At 20.5% G+C, this 19,723-nt stretch carries 20 protein-coding genes and 1 tRNA gene; 7 read left to right on the forward strand and 14 right to left on the reverse strand.

Features of this window, described 5'->3' with window-relative positions:
• The first annotated feature begins 42 nt into the window (after window positions 1-42).
• From argF to GJT85_RS00770, 3 genes are all read left to right on the forward strand, one after another.
• Window positions 43-1,062 carry an ornithine carbamoyltransferase gene (argF, locus tag GJT85_RS00760; RefSeq protein WP_208754331.1) on the forward strand — a complete coding sequence of 340 codons (1,020 nt, stop codon included), beginning with the start codon at window positions 43-45 and terminating at the stop codon, window positions 1,060-1,062.
• Window positions 1,063-1,150: 88 nt separating this feature from the next.
• On the forward strand, window positions 1,151-1,534 hold the full coding sequence (locus GJT85_RS00765) for a Rid family detoxifying hydrolase (RefSeq protein WP_208754332.1): 384 nt from the start codon (window positions 1,151-1,153) through the stop codon (window positions 1,532-1,534).
• 50 nt (window positions 1,535-1,584) lie between these two features.
• Complete coding sequence (locus GJT85_RS00770; protein WP_246212318.1) at window positions 1,585-2,634, forward strand: extracellular solute-binding protein; 1,050 nt, start codon at window positions 1,585-1,587, stop codon at window positions 2,632-2,634.
• Window positions 2,635-2,641: 7 nt separating this feature from the next.
• Here the strand turns inward: GJT85_RS00770 and trhO are convergent, their stop codons facing one another.
• Window positions 2,642-3,595: an oxygen-dependent tRNA uridine(34) hydroxylase TrhO gene (gene trhO / locus GJT85_RS00775; protein WP_208754333.1), complete on the reverse strand. Its 954-nt coding sequence runs from the start codon at window positions 3,593-3,595 to the stop codon at window positions 2,642-2,644.
• 132 nt (window positions 3,596-3,727) lie between these two features.
• On the opposite strand from trhO, the gene GJT85_RS00780 reads away from it, so the two are divergent.
• The 3 genes from GJT85_RS00780 (at window position 3,728) to aroC (ending at window position 5,947) form a co-directional block, all read left to right on the forward strand.
• Window positions 3,728-3,800 (forward strand) — tRNA-Asn (locus GJT85_RS00780).
• A gap of 114 nt (window positions 3,801-3,914) precedes the next feature.
• Window positions 3,915-4,829, forward strand: coding sequence for a 50S ribosomal protein L3 N(5)-glutamine methyltransferase (prmB, locus tag GJT85_RS00785; RefSeq protein WP_208754334.1), 915 nt, complete (start codon window positions 3,915-3,917; stop codon window positions 4,827-4,829).
• Window positions 4,830-4,870: 41 nt separating this feature from the next.
• On the forward strand, window positions 4,871-5,947 hold the full coding sequence (gene aroC / locus GJT85_RS00790) for a chorismate synthase (RefSeq protein ID WP_208754335.1): 1,077 nt from the start codon (window positions 4,871-4,873) through the stop codon (window positions 5,945-5,947).
• Here aroC and GJT85_RS00795 read toward each other — a convergent pair whose 3' ends face one another.
• From GJT85_RS00795 to rsmA, 5 genes are all read right to left on the reverse strand, one after another.
• Entirely contained in the window at window positions 5,948-6,553 is a 606-nt protein-coding gene (locus GJT85_RS00795; protein WP_208754336.1) for a redoxin domain-containing protein, read from the reverse strand.
• A 75-nt stretch (window positions 6,554-6,628) separates the two neighbouring features.
• Entirely contained in the window at window positions 6,629-7,648 is a 1,020-nt protein-coding gene (gene rsmC, locus GJT85_RS00800; protein ID WP_208754337.1) for a 16S rRNA (guanine(1207)-N(2))-methyltransferase RsmC, read from the reverse strand.
• 2 nt (window positions 7,649-7,650) lie between these two features.
• The gene (locus tag GJT85_RS00805; protein ID WP_208754338.1) at window positions 7,651-8,490 is read right to left on the reverse strand and encodes a symmetrical bis(5'-nucleosyl)-tetraphosphatase; all 840 of its coding nucleotides are present in this window, start codon (window positions 8,488-8,490) and stop codon (window positions 7,651-7,653) included.
• A gap of 11 nt (window positions 8,491-8,501) precedes the next feature.
• Entirely contained in the window at window positions 8,502-8,879 is a 378-nt protein-coding gene (gene apaG, locus GJT85_RS00810) for a Co2+/Mg2+ efflux protein ApaG (protein WP_208754339.1), read from the reverse strand.
• Window positions 8,880-8,884: 5 nt separating this feature from the next.
• Entirely contained in the window at window positions 8,885-9,682 is a 798-nt protein-coding gene (gene rsmA / locus GJT85_RS00815) for a 16S rRNA (adenine(1518)-N(6)/adenine(1519)-N(6))-dimethyltransferase RsmA (protein ID WP_208754340.1), read from the reverse strand.
• Between the two features lie 479 nt (window positions 9,683-10,161).
• Between rsmA and djlA the strand changes: the two genes are divergently transcribed.
• Window positions 10,162-11,031: a co-chaperone DjlA gene (djlA, locus tag GJT85_RS00820; RefSeq protein ID WP_208754341.1), complete on the forward strand. Its 870-nt coding sequence runs from the start codon at window positions 10,162-10,164 to the stop codon at window positions 11,029-11,031.
• Between the two features lie 3 nt (window positions 11,032-11,034).
• Here the strand turns inward: djlA and acpS are convergent, their stop codons facing one another.
• The 8 genes from acpS to miaA all read right to left on the reverse strand — a co-directional run bounded on the left by acpS (window position 11,035) and on the right by miaA (window position 19,716).
• Window positions 11,035-11,430 carry a holo-ACP synthase gene (gene acpS, locus GJT85_RS00825; RefSeq protein WP_208754342.1) on the reverse strand — a complete coding sequence of 132 codons (396 nt, stop codon included), beginning with the start codon at window positions 11,428-11,430 and terminating at the stop codon, window positions 11,035-11,037.
• Window positions 11,431-11,465: 35 nt separating this feature from the next.
• Window positions 11,466-12,305, reverse strand: coding sequence for a GTPase Era (gene era / locus GJT85_RS00830; RefSeq protein WP_208754343.1), 840 nt, complete (start codon window positions 12,303-12,305; stop codon window positions 11,466-11,468).
• Window positions 12,306-12,325: 20 nt separating this feature from the next.
• Window positions 12,326-13,006 carry a ribonuclease III gene (rnc, locus tag GJT85_RS00835; RefSeq protein WP_425482947.1) on the reverse strand — a complete coding sequence of 227 codons (681 nt, stop codon included), beginning with the start codon at window positions 13,004-13,006 and terminating at the stop codon, window positions 12,326-12,328.
• 55 nt (window positions 13,007-13,061) lie between these two features.
• Window positions 13,062-13,934, reverse strand: a complete 873-nt coding sequence (lepB, locus tag GJT85_RS00840; RefSeq protein WP_208754344.1) for a signal peptidase I — start codon at window positions 13,932-13,934, stop codon at window positions 13,062-13,064.
• 52 nt (window positions 13,935-13,986) lie between these two features.
• On the reverse strand, window positions 13,987-15,774 hold the full coding sequence (lepA, locus tag GJT85_RS00845) for a translation elongation factor 4 (protein WP_208754600.1): 1,788 nt from the start codon (window positions 15,772-15,774) through the stop codon (window positions 13,987-13,989).
• Between the two features lie 49 nt (window positions 15,775-15,823).
• Window positions 15,824-17,869 (reverse strand): M3 family metallopeptidase, encoded by a 2,046-nt coding sequence (locus GJT85_RS00850; protein WP_208754345.1) that lies wholly within the window; start codon window positions 17,867-17,869, stop codon window positions 15,824-15,826.
• A gap of 88 nt (window positions 17,870-17,957) precedes the next feature.
• Window positions 17,958-18,698, reverse strand: a complete 741-nt coding sequence (rlmB, locus tag GJT85_RS00855; RefSeq protein WP_208754346.1) for a 23S rRNA (guanosine(2251)-2'-O)-methyltransferase RlmB — start codon at window positions 18,696-18,698, stop codon at window positions 17,958-17,960.
• 76 nt (window positions 18,699-18,774) lie between these two features.
• Window positions 18,775-19,716, reverse strand: coding sequence for a tRNA (adenosine(37)-N6)-dimethylallyltransferase MiaA (miaA, locus tag GJT85_RS00860; protein WP_208754347.1), 942 nt, complete (start codon window positions 19,714-19,716; stop codon window positions 18,775-18,777).
• Window positions 19,717-19,723 lie beyond the last annotated feature (7 nt).

Below are 19,723 nucleotides of genomic sequence, written 5' to 3' on the forward strand. Positions count from 1 at the left end.
TAGTAATATTTTTTTATTTTACCAAAAGTAGATAATAAAATCATGAATACATTATATAAAAAAAATATTTTAAAATTAACTGATCTTTCTCAAAAAGAGATTTATTATATTCTTCATTTATCTAAAAAATTAAAACAAGAAAAAAAAAACAATATAGAGATAAAAAGATTGTTAGGTAAAAATATTATTTTAATATTTGCAAAAAATTCCACTAGAACTAGGTGTTCTTTTGAAGTTGCTTGTTTTGATCAAGGAGCAAATGTTACTTGTTTAAATAAAACTGATAGTCATATAGGATATAAAGAAACTATACAAGATACTGCAAAAATTTTAAGTAATTTATATGATGGCATACAATATAGAGGCATACAAAAAGATATAGAAATTTTAGCAAAATCTTCAAAGATTCCTGTATGGAATGGATTAACTGAACAATTTCATCCCACACAAATACTAGCTGATTTATTAACTATACAAGAAAATATATCTGATAATCATAATATAGATCAAATTACTATATCTTATATAGGAGATATATATAATAATATTGCCATGAGTTTAGTTGAAGCAGCAAGTATTATAGGATTTAAATTATATTTAATTACTGCTAAACCATTATTTATATCAGATGATACATTACTATTTAACCAATTAATAAAAAAACATAATAATATTATATTAACGGATAATATGATATTAGGTGTAACAAATACAGATTTTATATATACAGATGTATGGTTATCTATGGGTGAATCTTCTACATTATGGGAATATAAAATTAAATATTTATATAAGTACCAAGTTAACAATAATTTACTATTAAATAGTAAAAATAATAATATAAAAGTTATGCATTGTTTACCATCATTTCATGATTATAATCATTATAAATCTATTATAAAAAATAATATTATATCTAAATTCAATTTATTTTATGGTTTAGAAATTACTAATGATGTTTTCTTATCTAAATATAGTATTATATTTCAACAAGCTGCTAATAGAATACATGTTATAAAAGCACTCATGATATTAACATTAATAAAAAATAATATTTTATAAATTATATATTATATAAATATATAACAATTTTTTATTAAAAAATAATAAATTACATTTCAAACTAAAATTAATATGGGTACATTAAGTAATGTATAAGATTATTCGTACTAACCAAGCACCTTGTCCTATAGGTCCTTATACACAAGGTATTATATTTAATAATATAATAATAACTTCTGGACAAATACCTATTAATCCTGTTAATGGATTAATGCCTATAAGTTTTAAACAACAAACAATACAAGTTTTATATAATATCAGAGCTATTATTAATAAAGCAGGTTTTGATATTATAAATATAATTAAGGTAAATATTTATTTGATAAATTTAAATAATTTAGAACAAATGAATATATTATATTCAAATTTTTTTTCACAATATTGTACTACATATCCTACAAGAACTTGTGTAGAAGTTTCTAAATTACCAAAAAATGCGTCTATAGAAATGGATGTTATTGCTATAAAATAATGAATAATATTAATTAATATTTTGTAATAAAATGAAGGTGATTAAAAACAATGATTATGTTTATTAGATTATTATGCATAATAATTATATTATTTATACAATATCAATACATAAATATAGTAGAAAAAAAAAATAATACGGTTTTTTTTTATAATTGGACAGAATATGTACCAAATGGTATTTTAGAAGAATTTACAAAAGAAACTGGTATAAAAGTAATATATTCAACTTATGAATCTAATGAAAGTATGTATGCTAAATTAAAAACTTATGATCAAAAATATGATTTAGTAGTACCATCTACATATTTTGTCACTAAAATGAAAAATGAAGGCATGTTACAAAAAATAGATAAAAAACAAATAACAAATTTTAAACATTTAGATCATAAATTTTTAAATAAATCATTTGATTATAAAAATGAATACTCTATACCTTATATATGGGGTGCTACTGGTATTGGTATTAATACAAATTTTATAAAAGATAAAGATATTAATAGTTGGAAAGATTTATGGAATACAAAATATGTTAAATCTATATCATTAATAGATGATGCAAAAGAAGTATTTCAAATGGCTTTATTAAAATTAGGATATAAATCATGTCCCATGAATATAAATAATATTCAAATGGCTTTCCAGGAATTAAAAAAATTAATGCCCAATATTGTATTATTTAATTCAGATAATCCTGGTTATCCCTTTATTGAAGGAGCAGTAAATATAGGAATGATTTGGAATGGTTCAGCATATGCTATACAAAAATTAGGCTTTCCATTAAAATTTATATGGCCAAAAGAAGGAGGTATATTTTGGATGGATAGTTTTGTTATACCACATAATGCAAATAATGTAAAAGGTGCTTTACAATTAATTAATTTTTTATTACGTCCTGAAATTGCAGCTAAAATTACAACAATTACAGGGTATTCTACACCTAATATAGATGCGCAAAAATTATTACCATTAGAAATTATTAATAATAATATATTATATCCTAATAATAATATTATTAAACAAGGTATATGGCAAAACGAAACTAGTGATAGTATAACTAAAGAATATGAAATAAATTTTCAAAAATTAAAAAATTTATAAAAATAATTTATTTTTTTATATTTAAGAAAATATTTTTACAATTTATACTACAACAATTTGAATATTTTTTTTGACATGTAGGACATTGTAAAAATAATAAATGACACAAATCATTTTTACAATTAGTATAAAAATTATAAGGATTTTTACATTGATAACAATATGATATAATATGTTCTGTTATTTGTTCTCCCATTCGATAATCAAAAACAAAATTAGTACCTTTAAATTTTAAAGGTAATTTATATTTATATACATCTTTGATGTATTTTATAATGCCACCTTTAATATGAAAAACATTTTTAATGTTATTAAATAATAACCATGATGTAGCTTTTTCACAACGTATACCACCTGTACAATATAAAATAATATTTTTATTTTTATATGGTTTTATATTATCTAATAACATTAACATTTGTTGTCTAAAATTGAGTGTATTATTGAATATAATTGCATTATCAAAATGACCCACAATATACTCATAATAATTTCTCATATCAATTAATACTGTATTATTATTTTCGATCATTAAATTTGTTTGTTGAGCATTTAAATATATTCCTGTTTTATTAAATTTTAAAAAATTAAAATTTAATAATCCATCATTTAATATCTTGTTTTTATATTGAACTTTTAATAAAAAAAATGCATGTTGGTTATTTTGAATAGCAATATTCCAATATAAATCTTGAAATTTATCATAAATTTTACCTAATAATAATTTTACTATTCTATAAAAATAATAAGGTATACTAATTTGAGCGTTTATACCTTCTGTAGCAATATAAATACGTCCTAATACATCAAAAGAATAAAATAATATATATATATTATTTCTTATAATATCAGGATTATTGATATGACAGTATTTATAAAAAGATACTATAATTCTTTTATTATTTTGCGAAATATATATTTTTTTTAATTTTTTATGAGATATTCTATTATATAATAACATATATATGCCTATGTATAAATTGATTATTTTAATAAATTAACTATTATGTAAAATGTAACATATATTTAATTTAAAAAATATATTATATTGACAATATAATATTAACTATATTATAATTATTCTTATTAAAAATCCTCTGTAGTTCAGTTGGTAGAACGGCGGACTGTTAATCCGTATGTCACTGGTTCGAGCCCAGTCAGGGGAGCATAACCTTTCTATTAATACTATAGATTTATATAATATATTTTATATAATAAACATTGTAAAAAATATATTTTAATAAATTAATATTCACCAATATATAATACAAATAAAATATATGACACAAATATTATCTCATGTCTTACATAAAGATATATTAAATGAATTATCTACAATCCAAGATATGACAAGATGGGCAACAACATGTTTTAATATATCTGATATATGGTATGGTCATGGCAATCTTAATCCATGGGATGAAGCTATACAATTAATATTACCTATTTTAGGATTACCACCATATTTATGGAATAAAATATACCAATCCAAATTAATTTATAATGAACGCAAACTAATTTATAATAAAGTATATAAACGTATTACAAAACATATTCCTGTATCTTATTTAACAAATAAAGCATGGTTTTGTGGACATGAATTATATATTGATAATAGGACGTTAATACCAAGATCACCAATTGCAGAGTTAATTAATAATAATTTTAATAATATTATATTTAATAAACCAAAATATATATTAGACTTATGTACAGGAAGTGGTTGTATTGCTATAGCATGTGCTTATTTATTCCCAGATGCGCATATAGATGCAGTAGATATATCTATTAATGCTATTAATGTAGCTGAACATAATATTTATCTACATGGATTAGAACATCATATTACACCTATTTATAGCAATTTATTTGATAATTTACATATAAAACATTATGATTTAATTATTTCTAATCCACCATATATAGATAAAAAAGATATTAAATATTTACCTAAAGAATATTTATATGAACCTGTTATAGGATTAGTTTCAAAAAATAAAGGTTTAGATATTATTTATAAAATTATTAATCAATCTTATAATTTTCTTAGTACAAATGGTATATTAATTTGTGAAGTAGGTAATAAAAAAACTAAAGTTATTAAAAAATATATGAATATTGATTTCGAATGGTTAGATATTACAGATAATAATGTTAATATATTTAAATTAAACCGTAATCAGTTAAAAATATGATGTTTTATTATTTAGAATTTAAAAGAAAGGTATAAAGAATTATGTCTGGTAATACAATTGGTAAATTATTTAAAGTTACAACTTTTGGAGAATCACATGGTGAATGTTTAGGTTGTATAGTTGATGGTGTTCCCCCACATCTACCATTACAAACTAATGATTTACAAATAGATTTAGATAGAAGAAAACCAGGATTATCTAAATATACTTCACCACGTAAAGAAACAGATCAAGTTAAAATTTTATCAGGTATATTTAATGGGTTAACTACAGGTACTAGTATTGGATTACTTATTAAAAATATTGATCATAGAACTCATGATTATAATAATATTAAAAATCTTTTTAGACCAGGTCATGCAGATTTTACATATGAAAAAAAATATCATATTAGAGATTATAGAGGAGGTGGTCGTGCTTCTGCTAGAGAAACTACTATGAGAGTTGCTGCTGGAGCAATTGCAAAAAAATATTTATTTATTAAACATAATATTAAAATTAGAGGATATTTATCACAAATGGGTAATATAATATGTCAATTTGATAATTGGAATATTGTAAATAATAATCCATTTTTTTGTCCTAATAATCATGATATTTTAAGTTTAAAAAATATGATAAAAAAATTAAAACAAGAAGGCAATTCTATAGGTGCTAAAATTTCTATTATTATAGAAAATGTTCCTATTGGTTTAGGAGAACCAGTATTTGATAAATTAGATGCTGAATTAGCTCATGCAATAATGAGTATTAATGCTGTTAAAGGAATTGAAATTGGTGATGGTTTTAATGTAATTAATCAATTAGGTAGTGAACATAGAGATGAAATAAATCAAAATGGATTTATAAGTAATCATGCTGGAGGAATTTTAGGGGGTATTAGTAATGGGCAAAATATAATTATTAATTTTGCTGTTAAACCAACTTCTAGTATTACTATGCCAGGTCAAACAATAGATCTAAAAGGGGAAAAAGTTACTTGTGTTACACAAGGACGACATGATCCTTGTGTAGGAATTAGAGCTATACCTATAGGTGAAGCTATGGTTGCTATTGTACTAATGGATCATTTATTAAGGTATCGTGCACAATGTGCTGATATTATATATAATAAATAATTATTTTAGATCATTTAAATTTGATGATAAATAATTTTTAATACCTTGTTGTGTAGGAATGATGCCTTTTTTACCTTTTTGCCATTGTGCTGGACAAACTTCACCATGTTGATTATGGTATATGATAGCATCTATTATGCGGATTATTTCATTAATATTTCTACCAAAAGGTAAATCATTAATTGTTTGATGTTTTATAATGCCGTCAGTATCTATTATAAATGTTGCTCTTAATGCAACACTTAATGTTGGATGTTCAATATTATATTTTTTTTGTATATCTTTTTTAAGATCTGAAATCATAATAAATTTTACAGGACCTATACCACCATCAGATATTTTAGTATTTCTCCAAGCATGGTGTGTATATTGTGAGTCACAAGATATACCTAATAAATTAACTTTACGTTTACTAAATTCTTGAAAATATTTATTAAATGCAATAATTTCTGAAGGACACACAAAAGTAAAATCTAATGGCCAAAAAAAAATTACTGTCATTTTGTTTTTAGAATATTGATAAAAATTAAAGTTTTCTTGAATAGTACCATCTGGTAATACTGCTGATGCAGTAAAATCTGGTGCTTGATGAGTTACTAAAGTCATAAATATTTTCCTTTATTAAATTTTATTAATTTCTATTATACATTAGAATTTTTATAAAAATAATTATTACACAAATTATTTATTTTTTATACTATAAATAGTATATTGATTATTTTTAGATAAAATATAAAAATTATATGATAAATGTTTGAAAATTTTTTTATATGGGATAATATTATGTGTTACAAATCTAAATTCACCATTATATACTAAATATTTTTTAATATTATACAGAATTTTATATATAGTATGTAATGAATAACATAATTCATTATGAAATGGTGGATTTGATATAATTAAATTAAATTTTTCATTAATATTAGAATAAATATGACTAGGAAATATTAATCCATGATGTATATTATTGGCAAATAATGTTTTTTTTGTAGAATATAATGCTTTTATATCTATATCTGTTGCATAAATTTTTATTTTTTTAGATTGTTTTGCTATAAAACTTGTTAATACACCCGAACCACATCCTAAATCTAATATTTTTCCTTTTATATCAGAAGATTTAATAGTAGATATTAATAATTGACTTCCTTGATCTAATTTATTATCGCCAAAAACACCAGGTAAATTATAAATAATTTGTTCATTTAAATAATAAAATTTCCAAAAACTATCAGGATGAAAATAATGTTTTTTTTTATACTGAGTATGATAAATACTATATTTGCGTGCACTAATAATCTTATTAAAAATAGTATTAAATATTGATATATTATTAATACTACGTATACCACTATTGTTTGCACCTATAATAAAAATATCACTATTATTATATAATAGTGTAGAAATTTGTTGTAATAAATAAATTGATTCATTTTTATTTTTAGTCCAAAAAAATATAAGTACATTGAAATAATTTATATTGGTTATATTAGCAAAATCAAAAAACACTTTATTTCCTAGTATTTTTTTTAACCATAAATAATAATCATATTTATGTGTACTAACAATAGTATCGAAAGTATTTAAATATATAGGCAAAGCATCTGTTATATTTCCTGCAAAAATAACCTTATAATTATTAAATTTATTACAAAAATTATGTAAAAAATATTGATTAATAGGTAATAGTTTATACATTTTTATTGTTTATTACATTTTATGCTATAAAATTTTTTTTCTTCTAAAGAAAATATAGTTAATTTATTACCCCAACAACATCCAGTATCTAAACCAATAATATTATAAGGAGTATATTTACCTTCTAAAGCAGACCAGTGACCAAAAAAAATTTTATATTTTTTATATATAGGATTTTTGAATAAAAACCATGGTTTTAATGGTAGGATAACATTATCTGGTATATCTTTAGAAGACATTTCTAACTCTCCATTAGGATAACAATATCTCATTTTAGTAAATGCATTAATAATAAAATTATAACGTTCAAATCCTTGTAATTTATTATTATTCCAATTAACAATTGGTTTTGTTTTACTATAAATATAAGAAAAAAATTTTTTATTAAAATAAGAATTAGTAATTATGTTTTTTACTTCATGTGCAACAGATAATATTAATTTAATATTATCCCATTGTGGAGTAATACCTGCATGAGTCATTAAAATTTTTTTTTCTGGATCAAATTGTACTAATGGCTGATATATTAACCAAGATTCAATTAAATATAAAATTGTTGTATGTTTTAATAACTTTAAGAGTTTTTTATCATAAGAATTATTACTACATCTTATACCTAAAGATAAAGCAATAAAATATAGATCATGATTACCTAATACTAATTTTATAGATTTTTTTAAATAGTATAAAAAATATAAAATTTTTATAGAATCAGGCCCTCTTGCTATAATATCTCCTGTAATCCATAAAATATCTTTTTTAGAATTAAAATTAATTTTTTTTAACAAAGTAAAGAATTCATTATAACAACCATGAATATCTCCAATTAAATAAGTAGTCATATTATTTATAATTAATGTATATAAGTTTTAATAGCTAAACGAAATACAGGGATATCAATATGATATATATCATTTTTTTCATCTATCATGATATAATGTCCTTGCATTGTACCTATAGGTGTTTCTAAAACAGTACCACTAGTATAGTGGAAATCATTACCTGGATTTATATAAGCGTGTTTTGTAATAATATTTGAACCATGCACTTGTGTTTTTTTGCCATGACCATTAGTTATTAATAAATAATGGCTAATGAGTTTTAATATTTTTTTACTGATATTGTGTATATTGATAGTATATGCAAAAACATAACGATTAATTTCTGGAGTTGATTGTGATTTTATATATACACTATGTACTTTTATATAAACTTGAGATAATATTTTCATTCAGTTTATATCCTTTTATAATTTGATTCTAATAATTTAGCTAATTGACAATATTCCATAATGGAAACATTTTCAGCGCGAATTTTATAATCAATACCTAATGTATTTAAATCGTCTACTGTAAATAAATTTTTTAAACTATTTCTTAATGTTTTTCTACGCATACTAAATGCTGTTTGAATTATTATTTTAAATATTGTAATATTATTAATATGATAAGGATTATAAATATATGGTCTTAAACATACCATTTGTGAAAAAACTTTTGGTATAGGATAAAATTCACATGGTTTTATCTCAATTAATGGTTTTATTTTACAATAAATTTGTGACATAATACTTAAACATCCATAATATTTATTTCCAGGATGAGCAATTAAACGTTGTATAATTTCTTTTTGCATGATGAAATGCATATCTTTTATATTATTAAAATTAAATAATAAAAATAATAATTGAGTAGCAATATTATATGGTAAACTACCAAATATACGTATTTTTTTATGATATTTTTTTGTAAAGATAGAATAATCAATATTTAACGCATTATCTAAAATAATTTTTGTATTAGATTTATTTAAAATTTTATTATTTAATAAAATTTTATAAAAATCTTTATCAATTTCGATAATAGTCATATTATTATTATAATAAATCATAGGCATTGTTAATGCACCAGAACCAGGACCAATTTCTACCATAATATTATTATATTTTGGATTAATAAATGTAATAATTTTATTAATTATAATAGAATTTATTAATATATGTTGACCATATTTTTTTTTAAAATTAAATTTCATTTTTTAGTTTATTGATAAAATATAGTGTTATATAATAAATTTATATTCGTATGTAAAATTTATTAAATATTTTTTTATATTGTATAAAATATATTTTTTTTATTTTTGACATAACAAATACATATACATTACATTTAACTAATATATATGTACTAATCTGTAAAACACGCATTAAAACATTATGAAAAAATAATAAATATTAAAATAATGAATGTATTACAATATTTTTTCATGAAAAAAAATATTATATAATTAACATTATTAAATATTTTAATAAAAATAATATCATAGCATATAATGATTTTTTTTTATAACAAATGTTGTTATATTTAATAATATAACTAATAGTTAGTTCATTTATTAAAATATACAATAAGTTTTATTATTATTTTATTTAATATGTATAAATAAAAAGAATATGAATCATATATAAAACAATATTAACATAATATTTTATAAATATAAAAATTGAGGAATATATGACATATTGGGGTAGATTAATAGGATTATTTATTGGTTTAATTTTTAATAATAATGTATTTGGTATACTTTTTTGTATATTAATTGGCTATTTAATTGATAAATTTTGTGCAATAAATATTAAAATTCATTATCAAAATTATAATTTCGATATAAAAACAATTTTTATTCAAACTACATTTGAAATAATGGGTTATATTAGTAAATCTAAAGGGTTTGTTACTAAAAAAGATATTATAATTACCACACATGTAATACAACAATTAAATTTAACCCCTGAAGAAATAATTTTAGCGAAAAAGTTTTTTTATAATGGAAAACAAAAAGATTATCCTTTAATTTATAAATTAAATTGTTTTTATCATAAAATTATTACTCACAATGATTTATTAAATAAATTTTTAACCATACAAATACAATTAGCATATGCAAATAATTATTTAGATAAACAAACAGAACAAATATTAAGAATAATATTACAAGAATTAAATATTCCTAATGAACATATTGAGTTTATTCTAAATAATTCATATAAACAATATGTAGATCAAAATAATCAATCTTATAAAGAATTTAAAGAATTTTTTACACAATACCATCATCAACAAAATAAGTATCAATATTATTCTAAAAAACCTAATTCTTATGTTACAGAATTAGATCAAGCATATAATATATTGAACGTAAACAAAAATGATAATTTTGTAACTATTAAAAAATCTTATTATAAATTAATGAGAAGATATCATCCAGATAAATTAATGTCACAAAAATATACACAGCAAGAATTACAAAATGCAAAAATTAAAACACAAGAAATACAAGCAGCATTTAATTTAATTAAAAAGCATAAATTTAATAAATGTTAATATTTATATTTTGTTTGCTTCTATAATAACTAAAGCACATACATATTTTTTTTCATCAGATAAAGAAACATGTATATTATAATTTTCACATTTTTTTTTCATTGCATATAATGCTTGATTATAAAATACTAACTTAGGTTTGCCAGCATTATTATGACATAATTCAATATGTTTAAATAAAATACCTTTTGTAAATCCAGTATTTATTGCTTTAACAGCAGCTTCCTTTACTGCAAAATGTTTTGCTAAAAAATTTATTTTATTTACATGACATTTTTCATATTTATATAATTCATACATAGTCAAAATTTTATTAGCTAATTTATTCTTAAAGCGTACAAAGATATTTTGTATACGTAATATTTCAATAATATCTATACCAATACCTATAATATTCATTATTATTTATACTCTATTATTTTTATTAAAAAAAATTATTTATTATAATTATAAACCCATAATGTTAATATGATCTTTCTTTTAAAGAAAGAACATATATTTTTTTGAGTATGGTAAGTAATTAATTTTATTTTTTTGCCATTTTTACCTATGATAATTTTTTTATGTTGTTTTTTTTTTATAAATAACATACCTTCTACTGTTTTAAAATTTGGAAGATTGTTAATATAATTAACATTATTTAATTTAATGTCAATTAAATAAGGTATTTCTTTATGAAGATAAAGTAGTAATTTTTCTCTAATAATGTCAATAATTATTAATTCTGGAGTTTGATTAGTAAGATAAGTAGCAGGATACAAATGTTTTTTTAAAGGTAATTGTTTACAAATAAATAAATTAATATGTTTAGTATATAGATTATTTTTAGCAGAAACCATAAAAAGAGCAATAAATGAAATTTTTTTTTGTAATATACTTATATGAGATAATAAAATATTTTTATTTAAAATTAAATCTATTTTATTAATTATAATAATAGTAGGTATATGAGTTACATTAATTATATTCATAATATTATCTTCTATAGAAGACCAATGTTTTCTATCTAATATAAATAAAATAAAATCAAATAATTGTTGTTTTAATAATTGTACAATATGTTTTCGATCATATATATTACCAGGAGTATCTATATATTCTATTTGATAATTTTTATTATTATATATTCCTAAAATATTATGATTAGTTGTATTAATTTTATGTGATATAATAGAAATTTTTTCTCCAATTAAAGCATTTAATAAAGTAGATTTTCCAACATTAGAACGACCTATAATAAATACACGACCATAATAACTAGATGAACTATTCATATCCTGTAATATAAGAAAAATTAATAATCATATTTTTCTATTCCTAATCGTATTAATGCTTGTTCTGCAGCAGATTGTTCTGCTTTACGACGACTAGACCCAATACCTGTAATAATTTCTGATATACCATTAATTTTACATTGTATAATAAATTTTTGATTATGTACTTCTCCATTAATTTGTATTATACAATAATATGGTAATGGTAAATGTGATCTTTGTAAATATTCTTGTAATCTTGTTTTAGGATCTTTTTGATTATTACCGGGAATAATCGTTTTTAATCTTATTTGATACCATATTAAAATAATATGTTCTACAGTTTTTATATTACTATCTAAACAAATACTACCAATTAATGCTTCTATAGTATCTGCTAAAATAGATTCTCTATCATAACCACCATTTTTAAATTCTCCTGGTCCTAAAAATAAATATTTACCTAAATTAAATTCCCTAGCAATACTAGCTAATGTATCTCCACGTACTAAAGTTGCACGCATACGACTCATATTGCCTTCATTAACATTAGGAAACTTATTATATAAGGCTTTAGCTATAATATAGCTTAGTATAGAATCTCCTAAAAATTCCAATCTTTCGTTATGTTTACTACTTGCACTACGATGAGTTAAAGCTTGATATAATAAATCCTGATGATGAAAAATATAACCTATCTTTTTTTGTAATTTATTTATCATAAGCAAAATTATGTTTTAATGTATCATACATTATATAAATATCTATATCATTAATTCAATGTATTAATTTTAAAATTCTATTTGTACGAATACTTGTAGGCCATTTATTTCCTTCTTTTTGTAAACTTAATACAATTATATAAGCTTTACCTAAAATATATTTTTTATGTATAAAACCCCAATAACGGCTATCATAACTATTATCACGATTATCGCCCAATACAAAATAAAAATTATTAGGAATGATTAATGTACAACTTGTTTTATTTATAGATTGACAATATTTATAAAATAAAAAAATATCATTATTAGATGTACATAATGTTTTATTATTATGGTTTTTCTCTTGTGTATGTATAATATTATTACCTTGATTATCTATACATATATTATTATTTTGTGTAATATTAGATATTGACCCATCTTGCACTAAATTATTATAATTTATCACAGTTTTTAAAACATATGTACCATTAGTTTTTAATTTATTATATATTGTTATAGTTTTATTATATTTGTTATAAATTATTTTATCACCTGGCAAACCAATAACTCTTTTAACAAAATTGTATTTTATATTTTTAGGATATTGAAAAACAATGACGTCATCTATATGAGGCAATTGATTTTTAAATATCGTTGCATTATTAAATGGATTATGCATACCATAAATAAATTTGTTTACTAAAATAATATCACCAGTTAATAAATTAGGAATCATAGATCCTGAAGATATTAAACAAGGCTCATATATAAAAGAACGTATTATAAATATTATAAATATTATAGGAAAAAAAGAACCTATTTCTTGTCGCCATGTTTTTTTTTTAATATCTAAATGGTAATAAAAATTAATATTTCTTTTAAAGAATTTTGTATATATAATAGAAAATATATTATATATCCATATAATTCCTGTAATCAGCATGCTGAATATTAGTATTTTTGTTAATAAATTATTCATAATATTTTTTTTAAATTTATTTTTTTATATTTAATACAGTTAAAAATACTGATGAAGGTAATAATACATTACCAATATTTTTCATACGTTTTTTACCTAATTTTTGTTTTTGAATAAGTTTTTTTTTTCTACTAATATCACCTCCATAACATTTTGCAATAACATTTTTACGTAATGGTTTAATACGAGCACTAGCAATAATTTTATTGCCTACAGCAGCTTGAATAGTAATATCAAATTGTTGTCTAGGAATTAAAGAAGTAATTTTATTTACTAATATACGACTAGAATAATAAATTTGTTTTTTATACGCAATAATAGTTAAAGCATCTACACATTTTTGATTAATTAATATATTAATACAAACTATATCAGCTTTTTTAAATTTTACAAATGAATAATCTAATGAAGCATAACCTTTTGTAATAGATTTTAATTGATCAAAAAAATTTATAATAACTTCTAACATTGGTATCTCATATACTAACATTACATGATTTTTATAATAAATCATATCAGTTTGTATACCATTTTTGTCAGAACATAGTTTTATAATTTTACCAACATATATAATAGGTGATAAAATTTTACATTGTACAATAGGCTCTTTTATAACTTTAATAATATTTATTAAAGGGAATTTAGCAGGATTATCTTCATAAATAATTTTATTATTTATAGTTTCAATTTCATATTTTACTGTAGGAGTAGTAGCAATAATATCAATATTATATTCACGTAATAAACGTTGTTGAATAATTTCCATATGTAATAATCCAAGAAAACCACATCTAAATCCAAAACCTAAAATACCAGAATTTTCTGTTTCAAATGTTAATGCAGAATCATTAAGACTTAATTTTTTTAATGCTGTACTAAAACCTTTATAATCATTTGTATTAACAGGAAATATGCCTGCATAAACTTTAGGAGTACTTTTTTGAAATCCAGATAAAATATTTTTAGATGGATTTATAAATGATGTTATGGTACCACCAATAGGAACATCAGTTATATTTTTAATACCTAAAATAATCCAACCTACATTACCACACTTTAAATATTTTAATGCTATTTTTTTAGGAGTAAATATGCCAATTTTTTCTACTGTATAAATTTTATTATTATTCATAATAATAACTTTGTGACCTTGATATATTATACCATTTTTTACACGTATAAATGCTACAACACCTAAATAATTATCAAACCATGAATCAATAATTAATGCCTGTGTTGGTAATGTTATATTACCTTGAGGAGCAGGAATTTTATATATAATTTCTTCAATAATTTCTTTAATGCCAATACCAGTTTTAGCAGAACATTGCAAACAATGATATTTGTTTATACCAATAATTTCTTTAATATCTAATTTAATTTTCTCAATATTAGTCATTAATAAATCAATCTTATTAATAACAGGTAATACTGTTAATCCCATACTAATAGCAGTATTATAATTAGATAAAGTTTGTGCTTCTATCCCTTGACTAGCATCAATAAGTAATAATGCTCCTTCACATGCAGCAAGAGATCTAGATACTTCATATGAAAAATCAACATGTCCTGGAGTATCAATAAAATTTATTGTATAAATAATATCATTAAATTTATAATTTAATGTAACACTTTGTGCTTTAATTGTAATTCCTTTTTCTTTTTCTAAATCCATAGTATCTAATACTTGTTCTTTCATTTCTCTTTGAGTCAGACCGCCACATAACTCTATTAAACGATCAGAAAAAGTAGATTTACCATGATCAATATGTGCAATAATAGAAAAGTTCCTAATATTTTTCATACATAATAATTTTATATAAATAATTAACATATTATATTATATGATAAATTTATATTTTTATACCTTTATGTTTGATTAAAGATTGAATATTTAATTCTCTGCCACGAAATTTTTTAAATGCAACTAAAATATTTTGAGAACATCCTATAGATAAAATATTATCAAAAAAATTTTTTCCAATTATAGGATTAAATAATCCATTAATTTTAAAATAATCAAATGCATCTGCAGCTAATTGTTCTGCCCATAAATAACTATAATATCCTGCAGAATATTCACCACCAAAAATATGACTAAAACTGTTTAATGATTTATTCCATGAAGGTATAGGTAATATTGTAATGATATTTTTTCTAATATTATTTATTATTTTAATAATATGTGTTTTATTAATATTATTGTTGTTTATATTATGTAAATTAATATCTAATAAACTTAATTCTAATTGTCTCATTAAATATAATGCAGCATGATATTTTTTAGAATCTATTAAACGTTTTATAAGATAGGATGGCATAGATATATTATTTTGATAATGTCTTGAAATTAATTTAATAACTTTAGGTTCCCAACACCAATATTCCATAAATTGGCTAGGAAATTCTACTATATCTAAAGGAATTCCATTAATTCCTGATATATTAGTTATATTTATTTTAGAAACAATATGATGTAATGCATGTCCAAATTCATGAAATAATGTTAATACTTCAGTATGATTTAATAATGTAATATGTTCAGATTCATAATTAAAATTACAATTAACATATGCTACAGGATATTGTAGCTTATTATTACTTTTTAACATTCTTGTTTGACATATATCCATCCATGCACCACTTCTTTTATTTTGACGTATATATAAATCAAAATATATACTTCCACATAAAATATTATTTTTATCAAATACATCAAAAAATATAACATATGGATCCCAAATTTCTACTTGTCTTTTTTTAAAAACAAGACCATATATTTTATTGATTAAAGTAAACATACCAAATATAACATTATCAATTGGAAAATATTCACGAATTAATTCATCATTAATATTATATAAATAAGATTTATATTGTTCAGAAAAAAACATAATATCCCATGGGTTAAAATCTGTTATATTATATTTTTTTTTTATAAATAATTTTAAATCATATACTTCTTGTTTTGCTTGTAAGCTAACTAATTTAACAAGTTTATTTAAAAAATTAAGTACATTTTCTAATTTTTGTGCAGATTTTGTAATTATAGAGTGTTGTGAATAAGTATGATATCCAAATAAATTAGATAATTTACAACGTAATGATAATTCTTCCATGATAATAGGAAAATTATCCCATTTAATATTTGTGTCTAATGTTGATGCTCTTACATTATAAGCATAATATATTTTTTTTCTTAAATAAATATTTTTACTATGTGTTAAAATAGATAAATAAATAGGTAAATCTAATGTAATTAAATAACCTTGTTTTTTTTTATTAATAGCTTGTTTTTTTAAGATAATAATAATATTTTTAGGTATTCCTTCTAATATTTTTTGATCTAATACATTATATTTCCAAGATATAGAACTATCAAAAATATTATTATTAAATTTAATTTGTAATATAGATAAACGTTTAATAATTTGATTATATATGATATTTTTTTCTTTAGTTAATAAAATACCAGATAATCTAAAATCACGTAAAATATTATTAATAGAAATTTTTTGTAATTTATTTAATTTCTTATTAACTATATCATTATTATTAATATAATTATAAATATTATAAATTTCTTTATGATTACTAATCCATAAATTATAATTTGTAACTATTTTTATAATATTTGTATATATATCTCTTAAACTATTTGTATTTTGTACATAATTTAAATGATTAATGATAGAAAATACACGGTTTAATTGTTCATCTAATTCAAAAATAGGTTGACAAAAATTATCCCATGTATAGTTATTTTTATGTTTCTTTATTAAAGATTCAATATTTTTATAACAATTATTAATAATTATTTTTATTGCTTCTAGTATTAGATCATATTTAATTTTATTAAATGGTGGTAATATAAAATTTGATAATAAAATATTATTCATAATAATACTCTGTTTAAAAAAAAAAAATAAAATATATTTAACATAAAAATAAATAATTTATATTTTTAAAAATATTAATTTATAATATTTATTTAATATTATTTTGTCTTATTATCTCAAATAAAATAATGCCTGTTGCTACAGAAACATTTAATGATTCTACATTATTAAATGTAGGTATTGAACATATTATATCACATTTTTTTTTTATTAATGGTCTTATGCCTTTGTGTTCAGAACCTATTATTAAACATAAAGGATATGTAAAATGATAATTATAAATCAAATTATTACTTGTACTATCAGTACCAATAATATTAATATTATGTTTTTTAAATAAAATAAGAATTTGTATTATATTTTTTACAAAAATAATAGGAACTAATTCTGTTGTGCCACAAGAAGTTTTTCTTGCTACTGCATTAATTTTAGCTGTAAAATGTTTTGGTATAATAATTATATTAATGTTAGCAGCTACAGCACTTCTTATACAAGCTCCTATATTATGTTGATCTGTAATATTATCTAATATAAGAATAAATGGATTTTTTAATTTATTAAGTAAATACATGATATCATTTTGTTGATAATGTTTTTTGTGAATAATATAAGCTAACAAACCTTGATGTACTCTATTATGTGTTTGTTTATCTAACCATTTTTTATCAACTTGTTGTATACAAATATTATATTTTTTTATATAACAAAATAATTGTTGTATTATTTTAGACTTTTTTTTATTTTTTAAAATAAATAATTTTTTACATATTTTAGGATTATTTTTTAATAAACTTATAATAGGATGTATTCCAAATATAATGTCTTCCATATTTATTTTTGTTAATATTTAAAAACTATAATATATCATGTTTTATGAATTTTATAAAATTAAAAAATATTTATATTTATTTATATATACTATTTTTAACTAATTTAATAATAGTATCATAAATTTTATTTTCATAAGTACTATCAAACCATTGAATATTATTTATTTTTTTTAACCAAGTTATTTGTTTTTTAGATAGATACTTTGTCATTTTAATAATATCATTAATCATATTAGAAAAATTTATTTTATTCTGAATATAATATAACATTTGCTTATATCCAATACAATGCATAGCAGGATAATCTTCCTTTAAATATTGATTATTAATTAGATAACGTACTTCAGATTCAAAACCTAAATCTATCATATCCATGATTCGTTGCGTAATAGATTGAAACAATTGATCACGATTAAAATATGTTAAAGCAAATTGATAAATATAATATGGTAATATTGGTCCTGGAGTTTTAATTAATGTACTTAAAGTTTTGCCAGTAATAAAGAATATTTCTATTGCTCTAATAATTCTTTTTGTATCATTAAAATGAATTCTTTTAGCACTAATAGGATCTATTTGACATAACATATTATGATATGAACTAAATTTTTTATTTTTTATTTGTTGAAAAATTATATTTCTTATATATTGATTTGATTTAGGCAATGGTGACATAGCATTCATTAATCTATGATAATAAAATATTGTACCGCCAACTAATAATGGTATTTTACCTTTTTTTGTAATATTACACATAATATTAATAGTATCTTGATAAAAATCATAAACAGAATATTTCTGATATGGTTCTTTAATATCAATTAACCAATGTTTACTATAAAATTGATGATTTTTATTAGGTTTTGCTGTACCAATATTTAATTTTTTATAAATTAATGCTGAATCAACACTAATTAATTCTATTGGTAATACATGAGCCAACTTCATAGCTATATGGGTTTTTTTAGATGCAGTAGTACCCATTAAAAAAATTGCTATTGGTAATTTATTATTCATTTAATAT

It is taken from the genome of Enterobacteriaceae endosymbiont of Neohaemonia nigricornis (assembly GCF_012571795.1).
In the GTDB taxonomy this organism is placed as follows: domain Bacteria; phylum Pseudomonadota; class Gammaproteobacteria; order Enterobacterales; family Enterobacteriaceae.